This is a genomic window from Quadrisphaera sp. DVD1 (genome assembly GCF_058932755.1).
Genome location: NZ_JBZYWI010000001.1, coordinates 45,098 through 69,156 on the forward strand (window position 1 = coordinate 45,098; position 24,059 = coordinate 69,156).

A 24,059-nucleotide genomic window follows, 5' to 3' on the forward strand; every position below is an offset into this window, starting at 1 on the left:
TGACCCCGTGGACGTGCGCGGGGTCTTCGGGGCGGGGAGCGGTGGCGGCGGGGTCCGCTGGGGCGCGTGGTCGATGCTCGGGCACGCGCCGGCCGCGGAGCTGCTGGCGCGCTCGGGCTGCGACTGGCTCGTCCTCGACGCCCAGCACGGCCTCTACGACGACCGGGCGGTGGTCGAGGCGCTCGCCGCGCTCCCGCCGGACCCGCCGGTGCTCGTGCGCGTGGCCGCCGGGGACGCGGTGCTCATCGGCCGGGCGCTGGACGCCGGGGCCGCCGGGGTCGTGGTGCCGCTCGTGGAGTCGCCCGAGCAGGCCGCCGAGGTGGCCGCCGCGTGCCGCTACGCCCCGCGCGGGCACCGCAGCTGGGGGGCGCTGGCGGGGCTGCGCGGCCGGTCGGCGCCCGGACCGGAGGCCGCTGACGCCGCGGTCGCCTGCGTGGTCATGGTCGAGACCGCCCGCGCGCTGGAGCAGGTGGAGGCGATCGCCGCGACTCCCGGCGTGGACGCCGTCCTCGTCGGCCCGTTCGACCTGTCCCTGACCCTCGGCACGAGCGTGGACGCGCTGCTGGCCGACACCTCGCCGGGCGCGCCTCTGCCCCGCGTGGTGGCCGCCTGCCGCGCCGCCGGGGTGGGCTCGGCCGCCTTCGCCGCCGAGCCCGCCCGGGCGCGGGCGTTCGCCGCGCACGGCTTCTCGGCCGTCGTCGCGGCGACCGACGCCGCCCTGCTGGCCGAGGCCGCCGCCGCGCGGATCGCCGAGCTGCGCGGCTGAGCCCTGGGGGCGCCTCAGAGGCCGAGGGCCGCCCCGACGTCGGCGCGCAGCGCCGCCAGGGCGGTGCGCGCCTGCGCCCGCACGGCGCCCAGGTCGGCGCCGGCGTCCACCGGGTGCACCACCTCGAGGTAGCACTTGAGCTTGGGCTCGGTGCCGCTGGGCCGCACGACGACGCGGGCGCCGTCGGCGGTGAGGTAGCGCAGGCCGTCGGTGGGCGGCAGGCCGCCGGCGCCCTCGCGGAGGTCGTCGGCGGTGACCACGGCGGAACCGCCCAGGGCGGTGGGCGGGGCGGCGCGCAGGCGGGCCATCGCGGCCCCGATGAGCGACAGGTCGCTCACCCGCACCGAGAGCTGGTCGGTGGCGTGCACGCCGTGGGCGCGGGCCAGGTCGTCGAGGACGTCGAGCAGGGTGCGGCCCTGCGCGGCGAGGTCGGCGGCCGTCGCGGCCACGAGCACGGCGGCGGAGATGCCGTCCTTGTCGCGCACCGCCTCGGGGCGCACGCAGTAGCCGATCGCCTCCTCGTAGCCGAACGCCAGCCCCGGCACCCGCGAGATCCACTTGAAGCCGGTGAGGGTCTCGGCGTGCGCCAGCCCGTGCGCGGCGGCGATCCGGCCGAGCAGCCGGCTGGAGACGAGGGAGTTCGCCAGGACGCCGCCGGAGCGCCGGCCCTCGGCGGTGGCGACGCGCTCGCCCAGCAGGGCGCCGAGCTCGTCGCCGCTGAGCATCCGCCAGCCGGGCCCCGAGGGGCCGGCCGGGTCGTCGACCGCGACGGCGCACCGGTCGGCGTCCGGGTCGACGGCGATGACGAGGTCGGCGCCGCGCTCGCGGGCCAGCGCGAGCGCCAGGTCGATCGCGCCGGGCTCCTCGGGGTTGGGGAAGGCCACGGTCGGGAAGTCGGGGTCGGGCTCGGCCTGCTCGGGCACCACGGTGACGCCGGTGGAGCCGGCGCGGCGCAGTGCCTCGACGACGACCGCGCCGCCGACCCCGTGCATCGGGGTGAGCACGACGCGCAGCCCCGCGCGGCGGCCGTCGGCGGGGGCGGGCGGCGCCGCGGCGGCGGCCTGCTCCAGGTAGGCCTCGAGCACCTCCTCGCCGAGGACCTCCCACCCGGCGTCTGGGCGCGGGACGCCCGCCAGGGCACCGACCGCGGCGATCCGCGCGGCGATCGCGGCGTCCGCGGGCGGCACGATCTGCGAGCCGCCCTCGGCGCGGCCGAGGTAGACCTTGTAGCCGTTGTCCTGCGGGGGGTTGTGGCTGGCCGTGACCATGACGCCGGCGTCGGTGCCCAGGTGACGGACGGCGAAGGCGAGCACCGGCGTCGGCAGCGGGCGCGGCAGCAGCAGCGCGCGCAGCCCCGCGCCGGTCATCACGGCGGCCGTGTCGCGCGCGAAGGCCGCCGAGCCGTGCCGGGCGTCGTAGCCGATGACGACCGACGGCGCGGCGCCGGGCCCCGCGTCGCCCGCGCGCCCGGCGAGCAGGTGCGCCGCCAGGCCGGCAGCGGCGCGGACGACCACGGAGCGGTTCATCCGGTTCGGCCCCGGGCCCAGGGCCCCGCGCAGCCCCGCGGTGCCGAACTCCAGGGTGCCGGCGAAGCGGTCGGCGAGGTCGGCCGCGGCGGCGGGGTCGCCGTCGCGGGCCTGCTCGACGAGCGCGCGCAGCTGCGCGGCGGTCGCGGGGTCGGGGTCCTCGGCGGCCCAGGCGCGGGCGCGCTCGAGCAGCGCGCCGTCGACGGCGGCCTCCTGCGCGGAGGTCACCGGGCGCCCACCGGCCCGGCGGCCAGGACGCGGCGCACGACGTCGGCCAGCAGCGCGCCGATCCGGGGGCCGGCCGCTGCCCCGGCGTCCAGGACCTCCTGGTGGTCCAGCGGCTGGTCGCCGACGCCGGCCGCGAGGTTGGTGACGAGGGAGATGCCGAGCACCTCCATCCCGGACTGGCGCGCGGCGATGGCCTCGAGCGTCGTGGACATGCCCACGAGGTGACCGCCCATCCGCCCGGCCATGGCGACCTCGGCGGGGGTCTCGTAGTGCGGGCCCCGGAACTGCACGTAGACGCCCTCGGGCAGGCCCGGGTCGACCTCGCGGGCCACCGCGCGCAGCCGCTGCGAGTACAGGTCGGTGAGGTCGATGAAGGTCGCGCCCTCCAGCGGGGAGGTCGCGGTGAGGTTGATGTGGTCGCTGATGAGCACCGGGGTGCCCGGCCCCCAGGCCGGGTCCAGGCCCCCGCAGCCGTTGGTCAGCACGATGCTCGAGCACCCGGCAGCGGCGGCGGTGCGCACCGCGTGGACGACCGGCCGCACGCCGCGGCCCTCGTACAGGTGCGTGCGGGAGGCGAAGACGAGGGCGCGGCGCGTGCCGCCGTCCACCTCGACCTCGACCGAGCGGACCACCCCGACGTGCCCCAGCGCCGCCGGCGGCGGGAAGCCCGGCAGGTCGGTCACCGGCACCTCGGCCACGGTGCGCCCGACCAGGTCGGCGGTCGCCTGCCAGCCCGAGCCGAGCACGAGCGCGACGTCGTGGGAGGCGGCGCCGGTGCGCTCGGCCAGCACGGCGGCGGCCTGCGCCGCGACGGCGAAGGGGTCGGTCGCCGGGTCGGTGAGGTCGGTGGGGTCGACGGGGGCGGTCATGGCGCGGACGCTACCGCGACGCGCCGACGCGCCCGCGCCGCCATCGCCGCGCGCGCCGCTACCGTCCTGGTGCTGTGGAGCCCCTCGTGCGCCCTGCTGCTGCGGACACCGCCGTCCCCAGCGCCCCGTCCGCTGTCCCGACCGCCGCCCGGGCCGTCCCGACCGCTGCCGGGGCCGTCCCGGCGCCCCGCCCCGTGCGGGACGGCGAGCGCGACCTCGCCCCCGACCTGGCCCGCGGCCTCGCCCTGCTCGGGATCGCGCTGGCCAACAGCGTCGGCCACCTCTCGGGGCGCGAGCTGGGGCCCTCGGCCCGACCGGTGGACGGCTCGGGCGCCGACCGCGCGGTCGACGCCCTCGTGGGGGTCTTCGTCGACAACCGGGCGTTCCCCATGTTCACGCTGCTCTTCGCCTACGGCCTGGTGATGATCCTGCGCCGCCAGGCCGCGCTCGGCGTCCCGTGGCCGGCGGCGCGGGCGGTGCTGCTGCGCCGCTGTGCCTGGCTGGCCGCCTTCGGCCTCGTGCACGGCGTGCTGCTCTTCACCGGCGACGTGCTGCTGGCCTACGGCGTGCTGGGGCTGGCCCTGGTGCTGCTCGTGCGCGCCGGCGACCGCGCCCTGCTCGCGTGCGCCGGGGGGACGCTCGTCCTCTTCGTCGGCCTCAGCGCGGTCGACGGGATCACCGGGCTGGCAGGCTCGTCCGCGGCCCCGTTCGGGCTCGACCCGACCAGCCCGTGGGGGGCCCTGGGCGAGCGCGCCGTCGCGGTGCTCGGCAACCTCCTCCTGTCGCCGGTCGTCGTCCTGGCGCTGCTGCCCCCGGCCGCGGTGGGCCTCTGGCTGGCGCGCCGCCGCGTCCTGGAGCGGCCGGGGGACCACCTGCGCCTGCTGCGGTCCCTGACCGTGGGCGGGTTCGCGGTGAGCGTGCTGGGCTCCCTGCCGCTCGTGCTGGCCTCCCTGCAGGTGTGGCAGGTGGGCTGGGTCAGCGGCCTGCTGGCCGGCGCGCTGCACGCGCTGACCGGCCTGGCCGGAGCCGTCGCCTTCGTGGCGCTCGTCGCCTGGGTGGTGGCCGCGCGCCAGCGCGCGGGGGCGCCGGCCCGCCCGGGTGGCGTGCTCGGGGCGCTCGCCGCGGTGGGGCAGCGCTCGCTGACCTGCTACCTGCTCCAGTCCGTGCTGCTCGTGCCGCTGATGGCGCCCTGGGCCGGAGGGCTCGGCGTCGGCGCCGGCACGGCCCTCGCCGCCGCGGTGGCCGTCGGGGTGTACCTCGTCGGCCTGGTGGTGGCCGTCCTGCTGGCCCGGGCCGGTCGCCCCGGCCCAGCGGAGCAGCTGCTGCGGCGCCTGGTGTACGGGCGGGCTCAGCCGGCGGAGCGGCAGGGCCGCGAGCGCAGCGCGGCGACGTAGTCGTCCGGCGCTCCGGCGCCCTCGGCGGCGTCGGCCAGCATCCCGAGGTAGAAGGCGCTGGGCAGCCCGCCCTCGTAGGCGTCGAGCGCGTAGGTCCAGGCCACCTGCTCGCCGTCGAGCGTCGCGACCCGCACCTTGATCTTGGTGTAGAGGCCGATGTCGACCCCCTCCCACTGGTCGAGCTGCTCGGCGTCGGCGTCCGTGAGGTCGTAGATCGCCACGAAGACCTGCTCGGCGGGGTCCTCGACGAGGGTGGCCAGCGCGCCGTCCCAGCCCCGCTCCTCGCCGCCGAAGGTCAGGCGCCAGCCGCGCAGCCAGCCGGTGCCCTGGAGCGGCGAGTGGGGTGCCCGCTTCGCCATCCGCTCCGGGTGCAGGTTGCTCGCGTAGGCGGCGTACAGGGCCATGGGCGGCGAGCGTACTGACCTCCCCCGCGCTGTCGTCGGCAGGAGGCAGAATGGGGGCGTCCCCCCTCGACGGCCCCCGGAGGTCCCTGTGCTCGGCGAGTCCCCGCGCGTCGTCGTGGTCGGCGGTGGCCCCGGCGGCTACGAGGCCGCCCTGGTCGCCGCCCAGCTCGGCGCCTCGGTCACGGTCGTGGAGCGCGCCGGCATGGGCGGCTCCACCGTCCTCACCGACGTCGTCCCCTCCAAGACCCTCATCGCCACCGCCGAGGTGATGACCCTGGTCGACGGCTCCGACGAGCTCGGGCTGCGCTTCCCCGGCTCGCCCGACGGCAGCGCGGACGGCGTCACGGTCGACCTCGGCCGGGTCAACCAGCGGGTGCGCGACCTCGCGCAGGCGCAGTCCACCGACATCGGGGCCCGGCTGCGGGCCGAGGGCGTGACGATCCTCGAGGGCACCGGGTGCCTGCAGGGCCCGGACCGCGTGGTGGCCGACCTCGCCGACGGCAGCCGCGAGGAGCTCGCCGCCGACGTCGTCCTCGTGGCCACCGGCTCCTCCCCGCGCACGCTGCCCGACGCGATGCCGGACGGCGAGCGGATCCTCACCTGGACGCAGCTGTACCACCTGCGCGAGCTGCCCGAGCGGCTCGTCGTGGTCGGCTCGGGCGTGACGGGCGCCGAGTTCGCCAGCGCCTACGACGCCCTGGGCGCGGAGGTCGTGCTCGTCTCCAGCCGCGACCGCGTGCTGCCGGGGGAGGACGCCGACGCCGCCGAGGTGATCGAGGAGGTCTTCAAGCGCCGCGGCATGACCGTGCTGTCGCGCTCGCGCGCGCAGTCGGCGCGGCGCACCGCGGACGGCGTCGTGGTCACCCTGGCCGACGGCCGCACGGTCGAGGGCTCGCACTGCCTCATGGCCGTCGGGTCCATCCCGAACACGGCCGGGATCGGCCTCGAGGAGGCCGGGGTGGCCCTCAACGAGGCGGGGCAGATCCAGGTCGACCGGGTCTCGCGCACCTCCGCCCGGGGCGTCTACGCCGCCGGCGACTGCACCGGCGTCCTGCAGCTGGCCTCGGTGGCCGCCATGCAGGGCCGCACCGCGATGTGGCACGCCCTCGGCGACGCCGTGCAGCCGCTGCAGCTGCGCACCGTGGCGGCCAACGTCTTCACCGCCCCGGAGATCGCCACGGTCGGCTGGACGCAGGCGCAGATCGAGTCGGGCGAGGCGCAGGGCGAGGTCGTCAAGCTGCCCCTGGCCGGCAACGCGCGGGCCAAGATGCAGGGCATCCACGACGGCTTCGTGAAGCTGTTCTGCCGCACCGGGTCCGGCACCGTGATCGGCGGCGTCGTGGTGGCGCCGCGGGCCAGCGAGCTGATCTTCCCGGTGGCGCTCGCGGTGGAGCACCGGCTCACCGTCGACCAGGTCGCGCACGCGTTCACCGTCTACCCCTCGCTGTCCGGCTCGATCGCCGAGGCCGCGCGCCGCCTGCACATCAGCCCCGCCGTCAGCTGACCCCCGCCGTCTTCCGCACTTCTCCGGAGGAGTGCTGTTCCGGTTGGGCCCCTCACCGCACTTCTCCGCAGGAGTGCGGTTCGAGGGCGCATGGGGACCGCACTCCTCCGGAGGAGTGCGGTTCGCAGCGCGTCAGGACGCGAGGGTCCGCTGGGCGGCGGCCCGGCGCACGGCGTCCACGAGGGCCCCGCGCTCGCGCAGCGTCTCGGCGGTGACGTAGACGACGAGCCAGCCGGCCTCACGCAGCCGGTTCAACCGCTGGCGGTCCTTGTGGAGCTGGTCCGCCAGGGCGGCGTGCCAGGCGCCCTCGTACTCGATGGCGATCCGCAGCTCCAGCAGGGCCAGGTCGACCCGAGCCACGACGCCGCGGTGGTCCCGCACGCGGTGCTGCGGCACCACGTCGAAGCCGGCGCGCACGAGCCGCACCCGGCACACCGACTCCGGTGGCGACTCGGCGCGAGGGTCGGCCAGGGCGACGGCCTCGCGGACCCGGCACACGTCGTCGTCGTGACGGTCGAGGAGCCATCCGGTCAGGGCGTCCAGGTCCACGAGGCCTGCGCGCGCGACCGCGTCGAGGTGGCCCACGGCGGTCTCGAGGTCGAAGCGCGCAGCCAGGTCGTAGGCCAGGCGCTCCGGCGTCGCGATCGGGACGTCCCGCCACGTGGCGGACCCGAGCGGCCCGCGCGAGGCCGCGCGCAGCCGGATCCCACGAACGCCGTCGCCGGCCGCACCCTCCGGCCCCACCATCTCGACGTCGTCAGCAGGCCCGAGCAGCGGCACGTCGAGCACCGTGGCCAGCGAGCGCCCGGTCAGCCGCGCCCCGGTGGGCGCCACGAGGCCTGCGGCCCGGCACTTGAGCGGGTGGGTGAGGGGGACGTGAGCGGGCCGGTAGACGTCCTGCAGCACGCGCGCGAGCCGCGGGTTGCGCAGCTGCGCGGGCGTGAGCACCCCCTGGGCCACCGCGGCTGAGCCGAGGAAGACGTCGGGCAGGTGGTCGGGCCACGGTCGGCGAGGCACCCGGAGCAGCCTGGGGCGTCCGGGGGCGCGGTCGGCGTCCGCCTGATGCCCCTGTGGACACCGGGACGCCGGGCGCTCCTGTGGGCGGCGGGTGCTCAGCCGCACTTCTCCGGAGAAGTGCGGACAGGAGGGCGCCACGAAGCGCACTCCTCCGGAGAAGTGCTGGGAGGACGGGCGCCCGAACGACACTCCTCCGGAGAAGTGCGGAAGCGCGAGGGGACGGGAACGCCGCGCCGGGGTCAGGGGGTGCGGAGCTCGCAGATCACGGCGCCGGAGGTCAGCGTGGCGCCCACCTCGGCCTTGAGTCCCGTGACGACCCCGGCCTTGTGCGCCACCAGGGGCTGCTCCATCTTCATCGCCTCGAGGACGCAGACCAGGTCGCCGGCCAGCACGGACTGCCCCTCGGAGACCGCCACCTTCACGAGCGTGCCCTGCATCGGCGCCACGAGGGCGTCGCCGCCCACGGCTGCGGCAGCGGCCGCCCCGCGGGCCCGGCGCGGCTGCTTGCGGGCGTGGGTGACGGTGGCGGCCGCGGTGTGCCCGGCCTCGGTCAGCCAGGAGGGCAGCACGACCTCCAGGCGCTTGCCGGCGACCTCGACCACCACGCGCTCGCGGGGGTGGCCCGTCGTGGTCTCCTCGGCGCCCGCGCCCTGCCACGGGGCGACGCTGCCCTCCCACTCGGTCTCGATCCAGCGGGTGTGCACGGAGAAGGGCACGCCCGGAGCCGGCGCGAACGCCGGGTCCTCCACCACGAGGCGGTGGAAGGGCAGCACGGTCGGCATGCCCTCGACCCGGAACTCCGCCAGCGCCCGGCGCGCCCGCTGCAGCGCCTGCTCGCGGGTGGCCCCGGTGACGACGAGCTTGGCCAGCATCGAGTCGAAGGCGCCGGAGACGACGTCGCCCGAGCGCACGCCGGAGTCGACCCGGACGCCGGGGCCGCCGGGCGGGGAGAAGACGGTGACCGGTCCGGGGGAGGGCAGGAACCCGCGCCCGGCGTCCTCGCCGTTGATCCGGAACTCGATGCTGTGCCCGCGCACCGGCACCTCGGAGTAGCCCAGCGGCTCCCCGGCGGCGATCCGCAGCTGCTCGCGGACGAGGTCGATGCCGGTGACCTCCTCGGTCACCGGGTGCTCGACCTGCAGGCGCGTGTTGACCTCGAGGAAGGACACGGTGCCGTCGCCGGCCACGAGGAACTCGCAGGTGCCCGCCCCGACGTACCCGGCCTCGCGCAGGATCGCCGCGGACGACGTCCGCAGCTGCTCCTCCTGGGCGGGGGTGAGGAACGGCGCGGGCGCCTCCTCGACGAGCTTCTGGTGGCGGCGCTGCAGCGAGCAGTCGCGGGTGGAGACGACGACGACCCCGCCGTGGGCGTCGGCCAGGCACTGGGTCTCCACGTGCCGGGGCCGGTCGAGGTAGCGCTCGACGAAGCACTCCCCGCGCCCGAACGCGGCCACGGCCTCGCGGACCGCCGACTCGTACTGGTCGGTGACCTCCTCGCGGGTGCGCGCCACGCGCATGCCGCGCCCGCCGCCGCCGAAGGCCGCCTTGATCGCCACCGGCAGCCCGTGGGTGTCGACGAAGGCCAGCACCTCCTCGGCGCCGGAGACCGGGTCCGACGTGCCGGCGACCAGCGGCGCCCCGACCCGCTCGGCGATGTGCCGGGCCGCGACCTTGTCGCCCAGGGCCTCGATCGCCGAGGGCGGCGGGCCGATCCAGACCAGGCCGGCGTCGAGCACCGCGCGGGCGAAGCCGGCGTCCTCGGCGAGGAAGCCGTAGCCGGGGTGGACGGCGTCCGCGCCGGAGCGGGCGGCGACCTCGAGCAGCTTGTCGATGCGCAGGTAGCTCTCGGCCGAGGTCGCCCCGCCGAGGGCGTGGGCCTCGTCGGCGGCGGTGACGTGCAGCGCGTCCCGGTCCGGGTCGGCGTAGACGGCGACCGAGGCGATCCCGGCGTCGCGGCACGCGCGCGCCACCCGGACGGCGATCTCGCCCCGGTTCGCGATGAGGACCTTGGTGATCGCTCGGGTGCTCGTCACGTCCACCGCTGAGCCTGCCACTGCGCCGATCGCCTCCTCGTGGCCCCGGAGTGGGCCCACGGGAGCGTAACGCTGCACCGGGTGGGACAGGTGCGGTGCGCCGCGTGGTGATCGAGGTCCCGCAGGAGTAGACACGCCCCGACAGTCCCCATCGACGCAGGAGGCTCTGCCCCCATGTCCTTCCTCGACCGCGAGCGCACCGTGGCGCCCGCCGGGTACAGCCGATGGCTGATCCCGCCGGCCGCGCTCGCCGTGCACCTGAGCATCGGCCAGGCGTACGCCTTCAGCGTCTTCAAGATCCCGCTCCAGGAGCACTTCGACGCCAGTGCCACCGCGATCGGCTGGATCTTCTCCATCGCGATCGTCATGCTCGGCCTCTCGGCGGCGTTCGGCGGCACCTGGGTCGAGCGCAACGGCCCGCGCAAGACCATGGTCGCCTCGATGCTCTGCTGGGTCGGCGGCTTCCTCATCGGCTCCCTCGGCATCTCCACCGACCAGCTGTGGCTGGTCTACCTGGGCTACGGGATCATCGGCGGCATCGGCCTGGGCCTGGGCTACATCTCCCCGGTCTCCACGCTCATCAAGTGGTTCCCGGACCGCCCGGGCCTGGCCACCGGCCTGGCGATCATGGGCTTCGGCGGCGGCGCTCTCATCGCCAGCCCGCTGTCCACGTCGCTGATGAACCGCTACGCCGCGGACCCCGAGAGCACCCTCTCGGACGCCGTCGCGCCGACCTTCCTCACCCTGGCCGTCATCTACGCCGTCGTGATGAGCCTGGGCGCCTGGGTGATCCGCGTCCCCGCCGCCGACTGGCGCCCCGCGGGCTGGACGCCGAGCGAGCACACCTCGGCGCTGCGCACCAACGCCAACGTGTCCGCGGCCAACGCGATCCGGACGCCGCAGTTCTGGCTGCTGTGGGTGGTGCTGTTCTGCAACGTGACCGCCGGCATCGGGATCCTCGAGGCGGCGTCCCCGATGATCCAGGGCTTCTTCTCCGACCTCAGCGTCGGCGAGGCCGCGGGCTACGTCGGCGTGCTGTCGCTGTGCAACATGGCCGGGCGCTTCATCTGGTCCTCGACCTCCGACCTCATCGGCCGCAAGAACATCTACATGGTCTACCTGGGCGTCGGCGCCCTGCTGTACCTGACCGTGGTGCTGGCCGGGACGTCGTCGACGCTGCTGTTCGTGGCCCTCACCGGCATCATCATCAGCTTCTACGGCGGCGGGTTCGCCACGATCCCGGCCTACCTCAAGGACCTCTTCGGCGGCTTCCAGGTGGGCGCGATCCACGGTCGGCTGCTCACCGCGTGGTCGGCCGCCGGCGTGGCCGGTCCGCTCATCGTCAACAGCATCCTCGACGCGCGCGAGGCCGACGGCGTGACCGGCTCCGACCTCTACACCCTGTCTCTGTCGATCATGGTCGGCGTCCTGGTCGTGGGCTTCATCGCCAACGTCCTCGTCCGCCCGGTCGACCCCCGCTTCCACGAGAAGACGTCGAACGACGGCGGCGCCCCTGAGCGGGCCGACCTGACCACCTCCGGCACCGCGAGGAGCACCCGATGAGCCACTCGGTCCAGCAGAGCAGCACCGCCGACGGCGCCGGCGGCGGGGGCGCGGCGGCCAAGGGCGCGGCCGTCGTCCTCTGGGTGATCGTCGGGGGCGGCCTCGTCTACGGCGTGACCCAGACCGCCATCAAGGCGGCGCAGCTCTTCAGCTGACTGCGCCACCTGAGGAACCGCCCTGCTCCCCGCGCCCGGGGCGCTAGCGTTCGCCGCATGGTGAGCGCTGGCGTCCCGGGCGTGCAGGTCCTCGGTGAGGCGGTCGAGGGCGCCGAGCGCGTCCTCACCCCCCAGGCGCTCGAGCTGGTGGCGCTGCTGCACCGCTCCCTCGACGGCCGCCGCCACGAGCTGCTCGCCCGCCGGGGCCGGCGGCGCGAGGCCCTGGCCGCGGGGGAGGAGCTCGGCTTCGACCCCGGGACGGCGTCCGTGCGCGAGGACCCGACGTGGCGGGTCGCCGAGCCCGCTCCCGGCCTGGTCGACCGCCGGGTGGAGATCACCGGGCCGACCGACCGCAAGATGACCGTCAACGCGCTGAACTCCGGCGCCCGGGTGTGGCTGGCCGACCTGGAGGACGCGAACACCCCCGCGTGGGAGAACGTCATCGGCGGCCAGGTGGCCCTGCTCGACGCCGTGAGCCGCACGATCGACTTCACGTCCGAGCAGGGCAAGGAGTACCGGCTGCGCCCGGACGCCGAGCTGGCGACGATCGTCGTCCGCCCCCGCGGCCTGCACCTGCCGGAGAAGCACGTGCTCGTCGACGGCGAGGTCGTCTCCGGCTCCTTCGTCGACTTCGCCCTGTACCTCTGCGCCTGCGGCGCCGCCCAGGTGGCGCGCGGCCTCGGGCCGTACTTCTACCTGCCCAAGCTCGAGAGCGCCCTCGAGGCGCGGCTGTGGAACGACGCCTTCGTCCTGGCGCAGGAGCACGTGGGGATGGCCCGCGGCACGATCCGCGCGACCGTGCTCATCGAGACGATCTGGGCCGCCTTCGAGATGGAGGAGGTCCTCCACGAGCTGCGCGAGCACTCCGCGGGCCTGAACGCCGGCCGCTGGGACTACGTCTTCAGCATCATCAAGGCCTTCCGCGACCGGGGCGAGGGCTTCGTCCTGCCCGACCGCGGCGCCGTGACGATGACGGTGCCGTTCCTGCGCGCCTACACCGAGCTGCTCGTCAGCACCTGCCACCGCCGGGGCGCGCACGCCATCGGCGGCATGTCGGCGTTCGTCCCCAGCCGCGACGCCGCCGCGAACGAGGTGGCGTTCGGACGAGTCCGCGAGGACAAGGCCCGCGAGGCCGGTGACGGCTTCGACGGCTCCTGGGTCGCCCACCCCGGCATGGTCGCCACGTGCGAGGAGGCGTTCACCGCCGTCCTGGGGAGCCGGCCCCACCAGCTCGAGCGCACCCGCGAGGACGTCGCGGTCACCGCCGCGCAGCTGCTCGACGTCGCCGCCACCCCCGGGGCCGTCACCGAGGCGGGGCTGCGCACGAACGTCAGCGTCGGCATCCGCTACCTCGAGTCGTGGCTGCGCGGGTCCGGTGCCGTCGCCATCCGCGGGCTGATGGAGGACGCCGCCACCGCGGAGATCTCCCGCAGCCAGGTCTGGCAGTGGCTGCGCACCGGCACGGCGCTGGACGACGGCCGCACGGTGACCCGGGGGCTGGTCGAGCGCGTGGTCGCCGAGGAGGTCGCGGTGATCGCCGAGGAGGTCGGCGACACGGCCTTCATGGTCGGCCGCTGGCGCGAGGCGCGGGACCTGTTCACCGAGGTGGCCCTCGCCGAGGACTTCCCGGACTTCCTCACCCTGCCCGCGTACGCGCGGATGCCCTGACGTGCCGAGCGGTCCGGCCGCCGGCGGCGTCGCGGTGCGCCTGGTCACCGAGGACGACGCGGCGGAGCTCACCGCGCTGCTGCGCGCCAGCCGCGAGCACCTGGCGCCCTGGGACCCGCAGCGACCGGAGGAGTTCTTCACCGAGCCCGCCCAGCGCGAGGGCCTGCGCGCCTCGCTCGAGGGCTTCGCCGAGGGCCGCGGCGTGCCCCTGGTGATCCTCGCCGGGTCGGCGGTCGTGGGGCGGATCAGCATCAACGACGTCGTGCGGGGCGCCTTCCAGTCCGCGCACCTGGGCTACTGGGTCGGCGCCGGCCACACCGGCCGCGGGGTGGCCAGCGCCGCGGTGGCGCAGGTGGTGCGCGGGGCCTTCGACGACCTCGGGCTGCACCGCCTCCAGGCCGACACCCTCGTGCACAACGCGGCGTCCCGGGCGGTGCTCGCCCGCAACGGCTTCGCGGAGATCGGCCTGGCGCCGACGTACCTGCGGATCGCCGGGCGCTGGCAGGACTGCGTGCTCCACCAGCGGATCACCGACCGGCCCGACGGTGTGGTGGCGTCCCCCGCGGGGTAGGGCACCGCCATGAGCGACCAGCACACGATGCAGGACCCGACCAGCCAGTACCCCCGGCCCCCCTTCAAGGTGCAGGAGCAGGACGGCTCCGGTCTCGCCGAGGACATGGACCCGAAGCCCGACCACGGCGAGGACTCCTACGTCGGCAGCGGGCGGCTGACCGGGCGCAGGGCGGTCGTCACCGGCGCCGACAGCGGCATCGGGCGCGCGGTCGCCATCGCCTACGCGCGCGAGGGGGCCGACGTCGTGCTCTCCTTCCTCCCGGGTGAGGAGGAGGACGCCGAGGAGGTCGTGGCGCTCATCGAGGCGGCCGGCCGCAAGGCCGTGGCCGCCCCCGGCGACCTCAAGGACGAGGCCTACTGCCAGCAGCTCATCGCCACGGCGGTCGAGCAGCTCGGGGGCCTCGACGTGCTCGTCAACGTCGCGGGCCAGCAGCAGAACCAGGACTCGATCGCCGACATCACGACCGAGCAGTTCGACTCGACGTACAAGACCAACGTCTACGCGCTGTTCTGGCTGTGCAAGGCCGCCGTCGAGCACATGCCCCCGGGCAGCTCGATCATCAACACGACCTCGATCCAGGCCTACGAGCCCAGCCCGAACCTCGTGGACTACGCCAGCACCAAGGCCGCGATCAACAACTTCACCAAGGGCCTGGGCCAGCAGCTGGCGCCGAAGGGCATCCGGGTCAACGCCGTCGCGCCGGGCCCGATCTGGACGCCGCTGCAGCCCGCCGGCGGCCAGCCGCCGGAGGCGCTGGAGAGCTTCGGCGGCAGCACCCCGCTGGGCCGCCCGGGTCAGCCCGCCGAGCTCGCCGGCCCGTACGTCTTCCTGGCCAGCCAGGAGGCCAGCTACGTCGTCGGCGAGACCCTGGCCGTCACGGGCGGCATGCCGACCCCCTGACCCCCGCAGGGGGACGGGCGAACCTTCGACCTCACTCCGCCCTTCACCCCGTTCGCCCCGTTCTGGGCGGGCGGGGTGGAGGCGCTCCGGGCCTCGAGCGGGTCAGGAGGCGGGCGCCCACAGGTCGGTCCAGGCCACGCCGGCCTCGCCGACGAGGTCGCGCAGCAGCGGCAGGCTCACGCCGACCACCGAGTGAGGGTCGCCCTCGACGCCGCGCACGAACGCCCCGCCCAGGCCGTCGAGGGTGAAGGCCCCCGCCACGAGCAGCGGCTCGCCGGTGGCCACGTAGGCCGCCACCTCGGCGTCCGTGATGTCGGCGAAGTGCACGGTCGTCGAGGCGACGGCGCCCAGGGTCGCCCCGGAGCCGGCCTCGCGGGCGTCGACCAGCCAGTGCCCCGTGTGCAGGACGCCGGAGCGGCCCCGCATGGCCCGCCAGCGCTCGGTCGCCTCGGCGGCGTCGGCGGGCTTGCCGTGCACCTGCCCGTCCAGCTCCAGCACCGAGTCGCAGCCGAGCACGAGCACGCCCTCCTCGGGGGCCTCCTCCAGGTCCTCCCAGCGCGCCGCGACGTCCTCGGCCTTGGCCTTGGCGAGGACCAGGGCGACGTCCTCGGCGTCCGTGACGCCGTAGCGGGCGACCTCGGCGGGCTCGTCGACGCCGGAGACCAGCACGAGCGGGGCCAGCCCGGCGGCGCGCAGCGTGGCCAGGCGGGCGGGGGAGGCGGAGGCGAGCAGCAGCGTGGTCGTCACGGCGGGGACGCTAGCCCAGCGCCTTCGCGAACCACCGGTCGGCCGGGGTGGCCCCGGGGTTGTAGGCCTCGACCGCGTCGAAGCCCAGGCGGGGGTACAGCGCGCAGGCCGCGGTCAGCTCCGAGCGGGTGTCGAGCACCAGCCGCTGCGCCCCGCGGGCCCGGGCCCACGCCTCGGCCGCGGCCATGAGCGCGCGGGCCGCGCCGTGCCCGCGCGCGGCCGGCGCGGTGAACAGCCGCTTGAGCTCGACGTCGCCCCCGCGGAGGTCGCGCGCGCCCAGGCAGCCCACCGCGGCGCCGTCCAGCCGGGCCAGCCAGAACGCGCCCGCGGGCGGGGCGAGGTCCGCGTCGCTGTCGGCGTGAAGCTCGAAGCGGGTCTGCAGCAGGGCGCCCACCTCCTCGGCGTAGGCCCGCCGCAGCGCCACCGCCTCCGGCGAGGCCACCGGCACGGCCTCGATCCGCAGCTCAGCCAACGAGGGCTCCGCGCAGCACGTTTAGGCCCAGCGACCCGACGTCGAGGGCGCGGTGGTGGAAGGCGGCCAGGTCGAAGGCGCTGCCCTCGCGGGCGCGGACCTCCTCGCGCAGCTCCAGCCACAGCCGCTCGCCGACCTTGTACGACGGCGCCTGGCCGGGCCAGCCCAGGTAGCGCTGGTGCTCGAAGCGCAGGAAGTCCTCCTGCTGGAAGGTGTGGGTGCGCAGGTACGTCCACATCTTGTCGGCGTCCCACACCCCACCCCCGAGCTCGGCCGGCGCCGGCAGGCCGCAGTGCGTGCCGATGTCGACGACCACGCGCGCCGCGCGGAACAGCGAGCTGTCGAGCATGCCCATCCGGTCGCCCGGGTCGTCCTGCCAGCCGAGGTCGGCCATGAGCCGCTCGGCGTACAGCGCCCAGCCCTCGCCGTGCCCGGAGACCCAGCACAGCATCCGGCGCCAGCGGTTGAGCAGCTCGCTGCGGTAGAGCGTCTGGCCGACCTGCAGGTGGTGGCCCGGCACCCCCTCGTGGAACACCGTCGTGCGCTCGCGCCAGGTGGCGAAGCTCGTCACGCCCGGGGGCACCGACCACCACATCCGGCCCGGGCGGGAGAAGTCCTCGCTGGGGCCGGTGTAGTAGATCCCGCCCGAGCTCGTCGGGGCGATGCGGCACTCCAGGCGGCGCACCGGCTCGGGGACGTCGAAGTGCGTGCCGGCCAGGGTGCTCAGGGCGCTGTCCGACAGCGCCTGCATCCACGCCTGCAGCGCGTCGGTGCCGTGCACCTGCCGGGCGGGGTCGGCCTCGAGGACGGCGATCGCCTCCGCCGCGCTCGCGCCGGGGCGCACCGCCTGGGCGACCTCGGCCATCTCCGCCTCGATCCGCGCGACCTCGGCCAGCCCCCAGGCGTAGGTCTCCTCCAGGTCCACCTCGGCGCCGAGGAACGTGCGCGAGAGCAGCGCGTAGGCGTCGCGGCCGACGGCGTCCTGCGTGCGGGCCAGCGGGAGGAGGTCCTCGCGCAGGAAGCGGGCCAGGTCGCCGTAGGCGCTCGCCGCGGCCTCGGCGCCGGCGCGCAGCTCGGCCTCCAGCGCGCCGGTCGGCGGGGCGCCGTCGGGGCGGGCCCCGGCGAGCAGGGTGGCGAAGACGCCGTGCTCGGCGTCGGCGAAGGCCTCCGCCTGGGCCGCGCACGCCTCCACCTGCCGGCGGGCCGGCGCGGTGCCGGCGTCCACCGAGGCGCGCAGCGAGCGCTCGTAGCCGGCCAGCGCCTCCCCGGTGCGGCGCAGGCGCGCGGCGATCGTGGCCCAGTCCTCGGCCGTGTCGGTCGCCATGAGGTCGAAGACCTCCTGCGCGCCCTGCAGCGGGCTGGCGATGACGTTGAGCGACCCGAGGTCGAGCCCAGCGTCGGCGACCGCCACCGACAGGCCCAGGCGCTCGCGCATCGCGGCGAGGGTCACCCGGTCCACCTCGTCGGCCACCTCGACGTCGTCCAGGGCGCGCAGGGTGCGCCGGTCGAGGTCGGTGCGCGCCGCCAGGCCCTCGGGGGAGAGGTCGGCGACCTGGTCGTCGTGCCCGCGCACGCCGAGGTAGGTGGCCTCGTACGGGTCGAGCGCGCACACCTCGTCGACGAGGGCGTCGGCCAGCGCGTCGAGGGCGGTGGGGGTGCGGGGACCTGCGGGCGCGTCGCTGCTCACGGCCCGCACCCTAGGACGGCGGCGGGTGCCAGGACGACGACGGTGCGCGGACCGCCCACGTCCTGACAGGCCCGCGGGTTCGGGCCAGAGTGGGACGCAGGGCTGGGCGATCTGGAGGTGGGCATGCGCGTCGCCGTGGCCGGGGGCACCGGCAGGGTGGGACGTCCGCTGGTGGAGGCGCTGCGCCGCGCCGGGCACGGCGTCGTGGTGATCGCGCGCTCGCAGGGGGTCGACGTCGTCACCGGGCAGGGGCTGGACGGCGCCCTGCGCGGCGTGGACGCCGTCGTGGACCTCACCGCCGGCCCCGACCGCTCCGCGCGCGAGGCCGAGCGGTCCGCCGCTGCCGCGAGCGACCGGCTGACCAGCGCAGGCAGGCGCGCGGGCGTGCGCCACCACGTGCTGCTCTCCCTGGTGGGGGTCGACCGGGCGGCGGGGCCGCCGCTGTGGGCCGGCAAGCGGGCGCAGGAGGAGCGGGCGCTGCGCAGCGGTGCGCCGGTCACGGTCCTGCGGACGACCCACGTGCACGACGTCGCCGCGGACGCCGTGGGCTGGGCCCGGGAGGGCGACCGCGCGAGGGTGCCGCCGCTGCTGCTGCAGCCGGTCGCCGTCGCCGACCTCGCCCTCGTGCTGGCGGAGCTCGTGGCGGGCCCGCCGCGAGGGCGGGCGCGCGACCTGGCGGGCCCGCGCACGGAGGACCTGGTCGACATGGCGCGGCGCGCCCTCGCCGCCCGCGGCCAGGTGCTGGACCTGGTGCCGAGCTGGCGCGGCGTCCCGTACGGCCCCGAGGTGGCCGGCGAGGTGCTGCTGCCGGCGCCGGACGCGCGACTGGCGCCCACGACGTTCGACGACTGGCTGCTCGAGGCGTGGCTCTCCGAGGGCGGGGGGCTGGCCGGCGGAGGACGCGGGGGCGGGGCCAGCCGCTGAGCGGCCGGCCCCGCCCCCGGCGGGTGGCGCGGTGGGTCAGGGGGTCGAGGTGCCCGACTTCAGGGCCGCGAGGCGCAGCTCGACCTCGACGTCGTCGCCCTCGGACTCCAGCGCCTCGAACTGCGCGTCGAGGCTGGAGGCGGCGAGCTCCTCCTGGCCGCGCACGCGCGCCTCCTCGCGGCGCACCTTGTCCTCGAACCGGGCGACCTCGCTCGTCGGGTCCATGAGGTCGAGGGCGCCGACGGCGTCCTGCACGCGGCTCTGCGCCTGGACCATGCGGTTGCGGGCGACGAGCTCGTTGCGCTTGCCCTTGAGGTCCTCGAGCTTGGAGCGCATGCCCTCCAGGCCCTTCTTGAGCTTGTCGACGACCTCGGTGCGCGAGGCGATCTGCGGCTCGAAGCCCTTCGCCTGCTGCTCCTCGGCGATCTGGCGCTGCAGGGCGATCTTGGCGAGGTTGTCGAAGCGGTCGGCCTCGGTGGCGTTGCCCTCGGCGCGCAGGGAGTCGGCCTTGCGGCTCGCGGCGACGGCCTTGGAGCCCCACTCGCGCGCGGTGGCCTGCGCCTCGGTGTGGTCCTCCTCGAGCAGCCGCAGGTCGCCGATGGTCTGCGCGACCGACGCCTCGGCCTCGCGGATGGCCTGCGTGTAGTCGCGCACCATCTGGTCCAGCATCTTCTGCGGGTCCTCGGCGGAGTCCAGGAGGGCGTTGAGGTTCGCCCGCGCCAGCTGACCGATCCGCCCCAGCAGCGACTGCTGCGCCATGTGTCCGCTCCTCGTCTCGACGTGCTCGTGCCCTCGCGGGCCGTGGTCGTGCCTCACCCCAGCATGGCCCGGCGCCGGGTCGGCCGCCACAGCGGCGGCCCCGCGGGCGGCCCTGCGGCTCCGGGATCTCGTGCGCTCGAACACTTGATCGGACGAGCGGGCGCTGCCAGGATCGTCGGCAGGCTCCCAGCGGAGGTGTGCGGTGGCGGTTCCCACGACCAGCAGTGCCGTGTCGACGACGACGACGGCGACGGCTCAGCAGGTGCCGGGCCAGAGCCGCGCGCGGCCCGAGCAGCTCGAGGACCACCGCCGCGAGCTCACCGGCTACTGCTACCGGATGCTCGGGTCCGGCTTCGACGCCGACGACGCGGTGCAGGAGACGATGGTGCGGGCCTGGCGGGCGCTCGACCGCTTCGACGGGCGCGCCAGCCTGCGCTCGTGGCTGTACCGGATCGCCACCAACGTGTGCTTCGACGCCCTCGACGGCACGCGGCGGCGGGCCCTGCCGGTCGACCTCTCGCCCACGGCGTCCCCGCCCGTGCAGTCCTCCCTGGGCGAGCCGCTGGCCGAGCAGACCTGGCTGCAGCCGGTCCCGGACGGCCGGGTCATGCCCGAGACGGGCGACCCCGCGGAGGTCGCGGTGGCCCGCGAGTCGGTGCGCCTCGCCTTCGTGGCGGCGCTGCAGCACCTGCCGCCCCGCCAGCGCGCGGTGCTCATCCTGCGCGAGGTGCTGCGCTGGCACGCCGACGAGGTCGCCGAGCTGCTCGACACGTCCGTCCCGGCGGTCAACAGCGCCCTGCAGCGCGCCCGCGCCACCCTGGGCGCGCTGTCCCTGAGCGACCGCGGCGACGACCTCGACGCGCTCGACCCCGAGCACGCCGCCCTGCTGGAGCGCTACGTGGCGGCGTTCGAGGCCTACGACATGACGGCGCTGGTGGCCCTGCTGCACGAGGACGCCACGCAGAGCATGCCGCCGTTCGCCCTGTGGCTGCGGGGTCCGGCGGACATCGCGGCCTGGCACCTCGGGCCCGGCGCGGCCTGCCGCGGGTCACGGGTGCTGCGGGTGAGCGCGAACGGGTCACCGGCCCTCGCGCAGTACAAGCCCACCGGCGTCGGCACCCGGCGGGAGCCGTGGGCGATCCACGTCCTCGGCGTGCGCGACGGCAAGGTCGCGAGCATCACGAACTTCGTGGGCCCGGCCCTCTTCGCCCACTTCGGCCTCCCCGACCACCTCGACTGACCCCGGCCCGTCCTCCTGGGCGTCCGGCGGTCCCAGGAGCACGGCGTCGAGGCCGACCAGCACGAGCAGCTCCCGCAGGCGCGGGCTGGCGCCCTGCACCCGCAGGCCGACGCCGCGCCGGCGCGCTGCCAGCTGCCGGCGCGCCAGGACGCCGACCGTGGCGAGGTCGGCGGGCATCGCGCTGGCGTCGGCGACCTCGAAGGGTCGGGTCATGGCGGCCTCCAGGGGGCGGGTCGCACGGCAGACGCCCGCGGCGCCGCCGACTCATCGCAGGGGTGCGGGGCAGAGACCGATGAGTCCCGGTCCCCGGAGGCGTCGACCCCTGGGAGCGTCCCGCGCGGGCCGCTCGTCGAGAGGAGGCGCTGTGGCAGCGACCCTGGCGATCGAGGCGTCCGGCCTGGTCAAGAGCTTCGGCACGACCCGGGCCGTGGACGGCGTCGACCTCGCCGTCCCGCAGGGGTCCGTCTTCGGGGTGCTGGGCCCCAACGGGGCGGGCAAGACGACGACCATCCGGATGCTCGCGACGCTGCTGCGCCCCGACGCCGGGCAGGCGCTGGTGCTGGGGCACGACGTCGTCCGCGAGGCGGACCGCGTGCGCAGCCGGGTGGCCCTGACCGGTCAGTTCGCGTCCGTCGACGAGGACCTCACCGGCGCGGAGAACCTCGTGCTGCTGGCCCGGCTCTTCGGGCACTCGCGGGCCGCGGCGCGCGACCGGACCGCCGAGCTGCTCAGCGCGTTCGGGCTCTCCGACGCCGCGGGACGGCAGGTGAAGCGCTACTCCGGCGGCATGCGGCGGCGCATCGACATCGCCGCGAGCCTCGTCGTGACCCCCGACCTCATCTTCCTCGACGAGCCCACCACGGGCCTGGACCCGCGCAGCCGCAACCAGGTCTGGGACATCGTCCGGGCGCTCGTGGCGCAGGGCACGACCGTGCTGCTGACCACCCAGTACCTCGACGAGGCCGACCAGCTCGCCGACCGGATCGCGGTCATCGACACCGGCCGGGTGATCGCCGAGGGCACCTCCGGGCAGCTCAAGGCCTCGGTGGGCACCGGAGCGCTGCACGTGCGCCTCCTCGACCCCGCCCAGCGCGCCGACGCGGCCGCCCTGCTCGCTGCGGCGCTCTCGGCCCCGGTGGAGGTCGCCTCCGACCCGGCCGTGCTCACCGCCCGGGTCGCCGACCCCGCGCCGGTGGCGCGCGCCCTGGCGGAGCTCGGCGCGGCCGGAGTGGGCGTGGCGGGCTTCTCCCTCGGCCAGCCGAGCCTGGACGAGGTCTTCCTCGCCCTCACCGGGCACTCCGCCGGACCCACCGGCGCCGACAGCTCAGACGCCGTCACCGCCGACACCGCCACCACCGGGAGCGCCGCATGACCACGACCCTGCCCGCCACCGCGGGGACCGCCGAGGGGGAGGCCTCGACCGAGGCGCTGCGCACCGCGCTGACCTCGCGCCCGCGCCCGCCGCGCCCCGGCGCCGTGGCGACGTCGTTCACCTTCGGCTGGCGCGCGCTGCTGAAGATCAAGCACGTGCCCGAGCAGCTCTTCGACGTCACCGCGTTCCCGGTGATGTTCACGCTGATGTTCACGTTCCTCTTCGGCGGGGCGCTGGCGGGCTCCACCGGGGCCTACCTGCAGTTCCTCCTGCCGGGGATCCTCGTGCAGACCACGGCGTTCATCACGATGTACACGGGGCTGACCCTCGCCACCGACATCGACAAGGGCATGTTCGACCGCTTTCGCTCGCTGCCGGTGTGGCAGCCCTCGCCGCTCGTGGGGGCCATGCTCGGCGACGTCGCCCGGTTCGCGATGGCCTCGACCGTCGTGGTCGTCCTCGGCGTGGTCCTCGGCTTCCGCCCCGCGGGCGGCGTGCTCGGCGTCCTGGCGGCCGTCGCCCTCGTGCTGCTCTTCTCGTTCGCGCTGGCGTGGGTCTGGATCCTCGTCGGCCTGTCGGTGCGCTCCCCGAACGCCGTGATGGGGATCAGCATGATGGTGCTGTTCCCGCTCACCTTCGCCAGCAACATCTTCGTCGACCCCGCCACGATGCCGGGCTGGCTGCAGGCCTTCGTCGACGTCAACCCGCTGTCGCACCTGGTGACGAGCGTGCGCGACCTCATGGCCGGCCAGGTGCCGGGGAGGAGCATCGCGGTGGTGCTGGCGGTCAGCGCCGGCCTCGTCGCGGTGTTCGGGCCGGTCTCCATGCGGCGCTACCGCCGGCGCTGACCCGCGGGGCAGCGGGGCTCCGGCAGGGCGGTGGGGGCCTCAGAACCGGCCGCCACCGCCGAAGCCGCCGCCGCTGCCGCCGAAGCCGCCTCCACCGCCGAAGCCGCCCCCGCCGCCGCCGAAGCCACCGCCACCCATGCTGATGCCGCCGCCTCCGCCGCCGAGCATCCCGCCGAGGATGCCGCCGATCACTGCGGCCTCCAGGCCGCCCCCGGAGCGGTAGCCCCGGCGTCCGCCGTAGCCGCCGCCGTACCCGCCGCCGTACCCGCCGCCGCCGAAGCCCCCGGGGCCGCCGAAGCCGTCGACGTCCTCGGCGGCCTCGCGCTGGGCCTCCTCGGCGAGGCCGTCGGCCTGCTGGGCCGCGGCCAGGGCGCGCACCGGGTCGGCGTCGGCGAACTGCTCGGCGTCGGTGAGCAGCTCGCGGGCCTGCGCCAGGTGCGTCCTGGCGCTGCTGCCCACGGCTCCGCGCCGGGTGCGCAGGTACGAGGTGGCCGCGGCCACCTCCGCGCGCGCGGCCGGCAGCGCCTGCCGCAGCGCGGCCCGGGCCCGCTCGGCGCGCACGGACTGCTCCCGCACGGAGGCGAGGGCGCGGTCGAGGGCGACGTCGGCCTCCTCCAGGCGGCGGACGGCGGTCAGCGGGTCGCGCCCGCCCGCGCTGTCGGCGGCCGCCAGGGCCTGCTCCGCGCGGGCCACGAGCCCGGCCAGCTCCGGCGTGCCGCCCCCGGCGCGGGACAGGCCGCGGGCCTCGGCCAGGTCCTCCTCGGTGTCGGCGCGGGCGGTGGCCAGGCGCGAGGCCGCGTCGGCGAGGTCGGACTCCAGGCGCGGGACGGCGTCCAGCAGCGCCTGCACCTGCGCCAGCGCGCCGCGGGCCGCCTGCGCGCTGACCGTGGCCTCGCCGGTGGCGCCGGAGGCCTGCTCGTCGCGGGCCTGGCCCAGCTCCTCGGCGGCGAAGGTCAGCAGCTGCTCGGCCTGGTCGGCGCTGCCGCGGACGCTGACCAGCGCCGAGGGGGCGTAGCGGCTGCCGAGGGTCTCGAGGCGCGCGCGCTCGGAGGCCAGCCGCGCCACGAGGGCCGCGTGCTGCTCGGCCAGCTGGGGCAGCACCTGCGGCAGCGTGCGCTCGACGTCGCGCAGCCGCGAGAAGGCCTCCGCCTGGGCGTCGAGGGCCGCGTCGGCGGCGGTGCACCGCTGCAGCACCTCCTCCAGCAGCGCGCGGCGCTGCGGCTCGGGCACGTCGACCTCGTCGGCCCGGCGGCGCGCGGCGAAGGCCGCGCCCAGGTCGGCGCGGGCGCTGGCCAGGGCCTGCTCGAAGGGCCCGGCCGCCTCGTCGCCGAACTGCGCCCGGGCGAACCCGAGCTCCTGGGTGGAGCGCTCGAGGGCGTCGTCGACGGCGACGAGGCCCGCGTCGGCCC

The 24,059-nt window shown here is 76.3% G+C and carries 21 protein-coding genes and 1 pseudogene; 12 read left to right on the top strand and 10 right to left on the bottom strand.

Annotated features, from left to right (window positions below; genetic code table 11):
• Window positions 1-7 precede the first annotated feature (7 nt).
• Window positions 8-766, top strand: coding sequence for an HpcH/HpaI aldolase family protein (locus AC5FZL_RS00225; RefSeq protein WP_493616542.1), 759 nt, complete (start codon window positions 8-10; stop codon window positions 764-766).
• A 14-nt stretch (window positions 767-780) separates the two neighbouring features.
• Here AC5FZL_RS00225 and AC5FZL_RS00230 read toward each other — a convergent pair whose 3' ends face one another.
• Together AC5FZL_RS00230 and AC5FZL_RS00235 are read right to left on the bottom strand one after the other, a co-directional pair.
• Window positions 781-2,520 (bottom strand): phospho-sugar mutase, encoded by a 1,740-nt coding sequence (locus tag AC5FZL_RS00230; RefSeq protein WP_493616543.1) that lies wholly within the window; start codon window positions 2,518-2,520, stop codon window positions 781-783.
• Complete coding sequence (locus AC5FZL_RS00235) at window positions 2,517-3,389, bottom strand: purine-nucleoside phosphorylase (protein WP_493616544.1); 873 nt, start codon at window positions 3,387-3,389, stop codon at window positions 2,517-2,519. Before AC5FZL_RS00235 ends, AC5FZL_RS00230 begins: the two co-directional genes overlap by 4 nt.
• 86 nt (window positions 3,390-3,475) lie before the next feature.
• Between AC5FZL_RS00235 and AC5FZL_RS00240 the strand changes: the two genes are divergently transcribed.
• Window positions 3,476-4,783, top strand: a complete 1,308-nt coding sequence (locus AC5FZL_RS00240) for a DUF418 domain-containing protein (RefSeq protein WP_493616545.1) — start codon at window positions 3,476-3,478, stop codon at window positions 4,781-4,783.
• On the opposite strand, the gene AC5FZL_RS00245 is transcribed toward AC5FZL_RS00240, so the two are convergent.
• Complete coding sequence (locus AC5FZL_RS00245; RefSeq protein WP_493616546.1) at window positions 4,738-5,187, bottom strand: gamma-glutamylcyclotransferase; 450 nt, start codon at window positions 5,185-5,187, stop codon at window positions 4,738-4,740. The two genes, AC5FZL_RS00240 and AC5FZL_RS00245, sit on opposite strands and share 46 nt — an antisense overlap.
• A gap of 88 nt (window positions 5,188-5,275) precedes the next feature.
• Between AC5FZL_RS00245 and AC5FZL_RS00250 the strand changes: the two genes are divergently transcribed.
• The gene (locus tag AC5FZL_RS00250) at window positions 5,276-6,691 is read left to right on the top strand and encodes an NAD(P)H-quinone dehydrogenase (RefSeq protein ID WP_493616547.1); all 1,416 of its coding nucleotides are present in this window, start codon (window positions 5,276-5,278) and stop codon (window positions 6,689-6,691) included.
• Window positions 6,692-6,823: 132 nt separating this feature from the next.
• Here AC5FZL_RS00250 and AC5FZL_RS00255 read toward each other — a convergent pair whose 3' ends face one another.
• Window positions 6,824-7,708 carry an endonuclease domain-containing protein gene (locus AC5FZL_RS00255; protein WP_493616548.1) on the bottom strand — a complete coding sequence of 295 codons (885 nt, stop codon included), beginning with the start codon at window positions 7,706-7,708 and terminating at the stop codon, window positions 6,824-6,826.
• A 239-nt stretch (window positions 7,709-7,947) separates the two neighbouring features.
• A complete protein-coding gene (locus AC5FZL_RS00260) occupies window positions 7,948-9,723 on the bottom strand; it encodes an acetyl/propionyl/methylcrotonyl-CoA carboxylase subunit alpha (protein WP_493616565.1) in 1,776 nt (591 codons plus the stop codon).
• A 192-nt stretch (window positions 9,724-9,915) separates the two neighbouring features.
• Between AC5FZL_RS00260 and AC5FZL_RS00265 the strand changes: the two genes are divergently transcribed.
• From AC5FZL_RS00265 to AC5FZL_RS00285, 5 genes are read left to right on the top strand one after another with little or no spacing between them, the layout of a single operon-like run.
• Complete coding sequence (locus AC5FZL_RS00265) at window positions 9,916-11,304, top strand: L-lactate MFS transporter (RefSeq protein WP_493616549.1); 1,389 nt, start codon at window positions 9,916-9,918, stop codon at window positions 11,302-11,304.
• A complete protein-coding gene (locus AC5FZL_RS00270; RefSeq protein WP_493616550.1) occupies window positions 11,301-11,459 on the top strand; it encodes an MFS transporter small subunit in 159 nt (52 codons plus the stop codon). The genes AC5FZL_RS00265 and AC5FZL_RS00270 overlap by 4 nt, the downstream gene beginning before the upstream one ends.
• A gap of 57 nt (window positions 11,460-11,516) precedes the next feature.
• A complete protein-coding gene (aceB, locus tag AC5FZL_RS00275) occupies window positions 11,517-13,127 on the top strand; it encodes a malate synthase A (protein ID WP_493616551.1) in 1,611 nt (536 codons plus the stop codon).
• Window position 13,128: 1 nt separating this feature from the next.
• Window positions 13,129-13,698 carry a GNAT family N-acetyltransferase gene (locus AC5FZL_RS00280; RefSeq protein ID WP_493616552.1) on the top strand — a complete coding sequence of 190 codons (570 nt, stop codon included), beginning with the start codon at window positions 13,129-13,131 and terminating at the stop codon, window positions 13,696-13,698.
• 9 nt (window positions 13,699-13,707) lie between these two features.
• Complete coding sequence (locus tag AC5FZL_RS00285; RefSeq protein WP_493616553.1) at window positions 13,708-14,601, top strand: SDR family oxidoreductase; 894 nt, start codon at window positions 13,708-13,710, stop codon at window positions 14,599-14,601.
• Between the two features lie 102 nt (window positions 14,602-14,703).
• Here AC5FZL_RS00285 and AC5FZL_RS00290 read toward each other — a convergent pair whose 3' ends face one another.
• Genes AC5FZL_RS00290 through AC5FZL_RS00300 form a run of 3 tightly spaced genes read right to left on the bottom strand, consistent with a single transcriptional unit; the run spans window position 14,704 to window position 17,507 of the window.
• Window positions 14,704-15,348, bottom strand: a complete 645-nt coding sequence (locus AC5FZL_RS00290; protein ID WP_493616554.1) for a Maf family protein — start codon at window positions 15,346-15,348, stop codon at window positions 14,704-14,706.
• Window positions 15,349-15,358: 10 nt separating this feature from the next.
• The gene (locus tag AC5FZL_RS00295; protein ID WP_493616555.1) at window positions 15,359-15,820 is read right to left on the bottom strand and encodes a GNAT family N-acetyltransferase; all 462 of its coding nucleotides are present in this window, start codon (window positions 15,818-15,820) and stop codon (window positions 15,359-15,361) included.
• Entirely contained in the window at window positions 15,813-17,507 is a 1,695-nt protein-coding gene (locus AC5FZL_RS00300; protein ID WP_493616556.1) for a DUF885 domain-containing protein, read from the bottom strand. Before AC5FZL_RS00300 ends, AC5FZL_RS00295 begins: the two co-directional genes overlap by 8 nt.
• Window positions 17,508-17,630: 123 nt before the next feature.
• On the opposite strand from AC5FZL_RS00300, the gene AC5FZL_RS00305 reads away from it, so the two are divergent.
• Complete coding sequence (locus AC5FZL_RS00305) at window positions 17,631-18,431, top strand: SDR family oxidoreductase (RefSeq protein WP_493616557.1); 801 nt, start codon at window positions 17,631-17,633, stop codon at window positions 18,429-18,431.
• A gap of 36 nt (window positions 18,432-18,467) precedes the next feature.
• Here the strand turns inward: AC5FZL_RS00305 and AC5FZL_RS00310 are convergent, their stop codons facing one another.
• The gene (locus AC5FZL_RS00310; RefSeq protein WP_493616558.1) at window positions 18,468-19,190 is read right to left on the bottom strand and encodes a PspA/IM30 family protein; all 723 of its coding nucleotides are present in this window, start codon (window positions 19,188-19,190) and stop codon (window positions 18,468-18,470) included.
• A gap of 229 nt (window positions 19,191-19,419) precedes the next feature.
• Here AC5FZL_RS00310 and AC5FZL_RS00315 point away from each other — a divergent pair, with 229 nt between their 5' ends.
• The 3 genes from AC5FZL_RS00315 to AC5FZL_RS00325 all read left to right on the top strand — a co-directional run bounded on the left by AC5FZL_RS00315 (window position 19,420) and on the right by AC5FZL_RS00325 (window position 22,650).
• Window positions 19,420-20,430: a sigma-70 family RNA polymerase sigma factor gene (locus AC5FZL_RS00315; protein ID WP_493616559.1), complete on the top strand. Its 1,011-nt coding sequence runs from the start codon at window positions 19,420-19,422 to the stop codon at window positions 20,428-20,430.
• A 364-nt stretch (window positions 20,431-20,794) separates the two neighbouring features.
• On the top strand, window positions 20,795-21,802 hold the full coding sequence (locus AC5FZL_RS00320) for an ATP-binding cassette domain-containing protein (protein WP_493616560.1): 1,008 nt from the start codon (window positions 20,795-20,797) through the stop codon (window positions 21,800-21,802).
• Complete coding sequence (locus AC5FZL_RS00325) at window positions 21,799-22,650, top strand: ABC transporter permease (protein ID WP_493616561.1); 852 nt, start codon at window positions 21,799-21,801, stop codon at window positions 22,648-22,650. Before AC5FZL_RS00320 ends, AC5FZL_RS00325 begins: the two co-directional genes overlap by 4 nt.
• A gap of 39 nt (window positions 22,651-22,689) precedes the next feature.
• Here AC5FZL_RS00325 and AC5FZL_RS00330 read toward each other — a convergent pair.
• Window positions 22,690-24,059, bottom strand: a pseudogene (locus tag AC5FZL_RS00330) (TPM domain-containing protein); the annotation flags it as partial.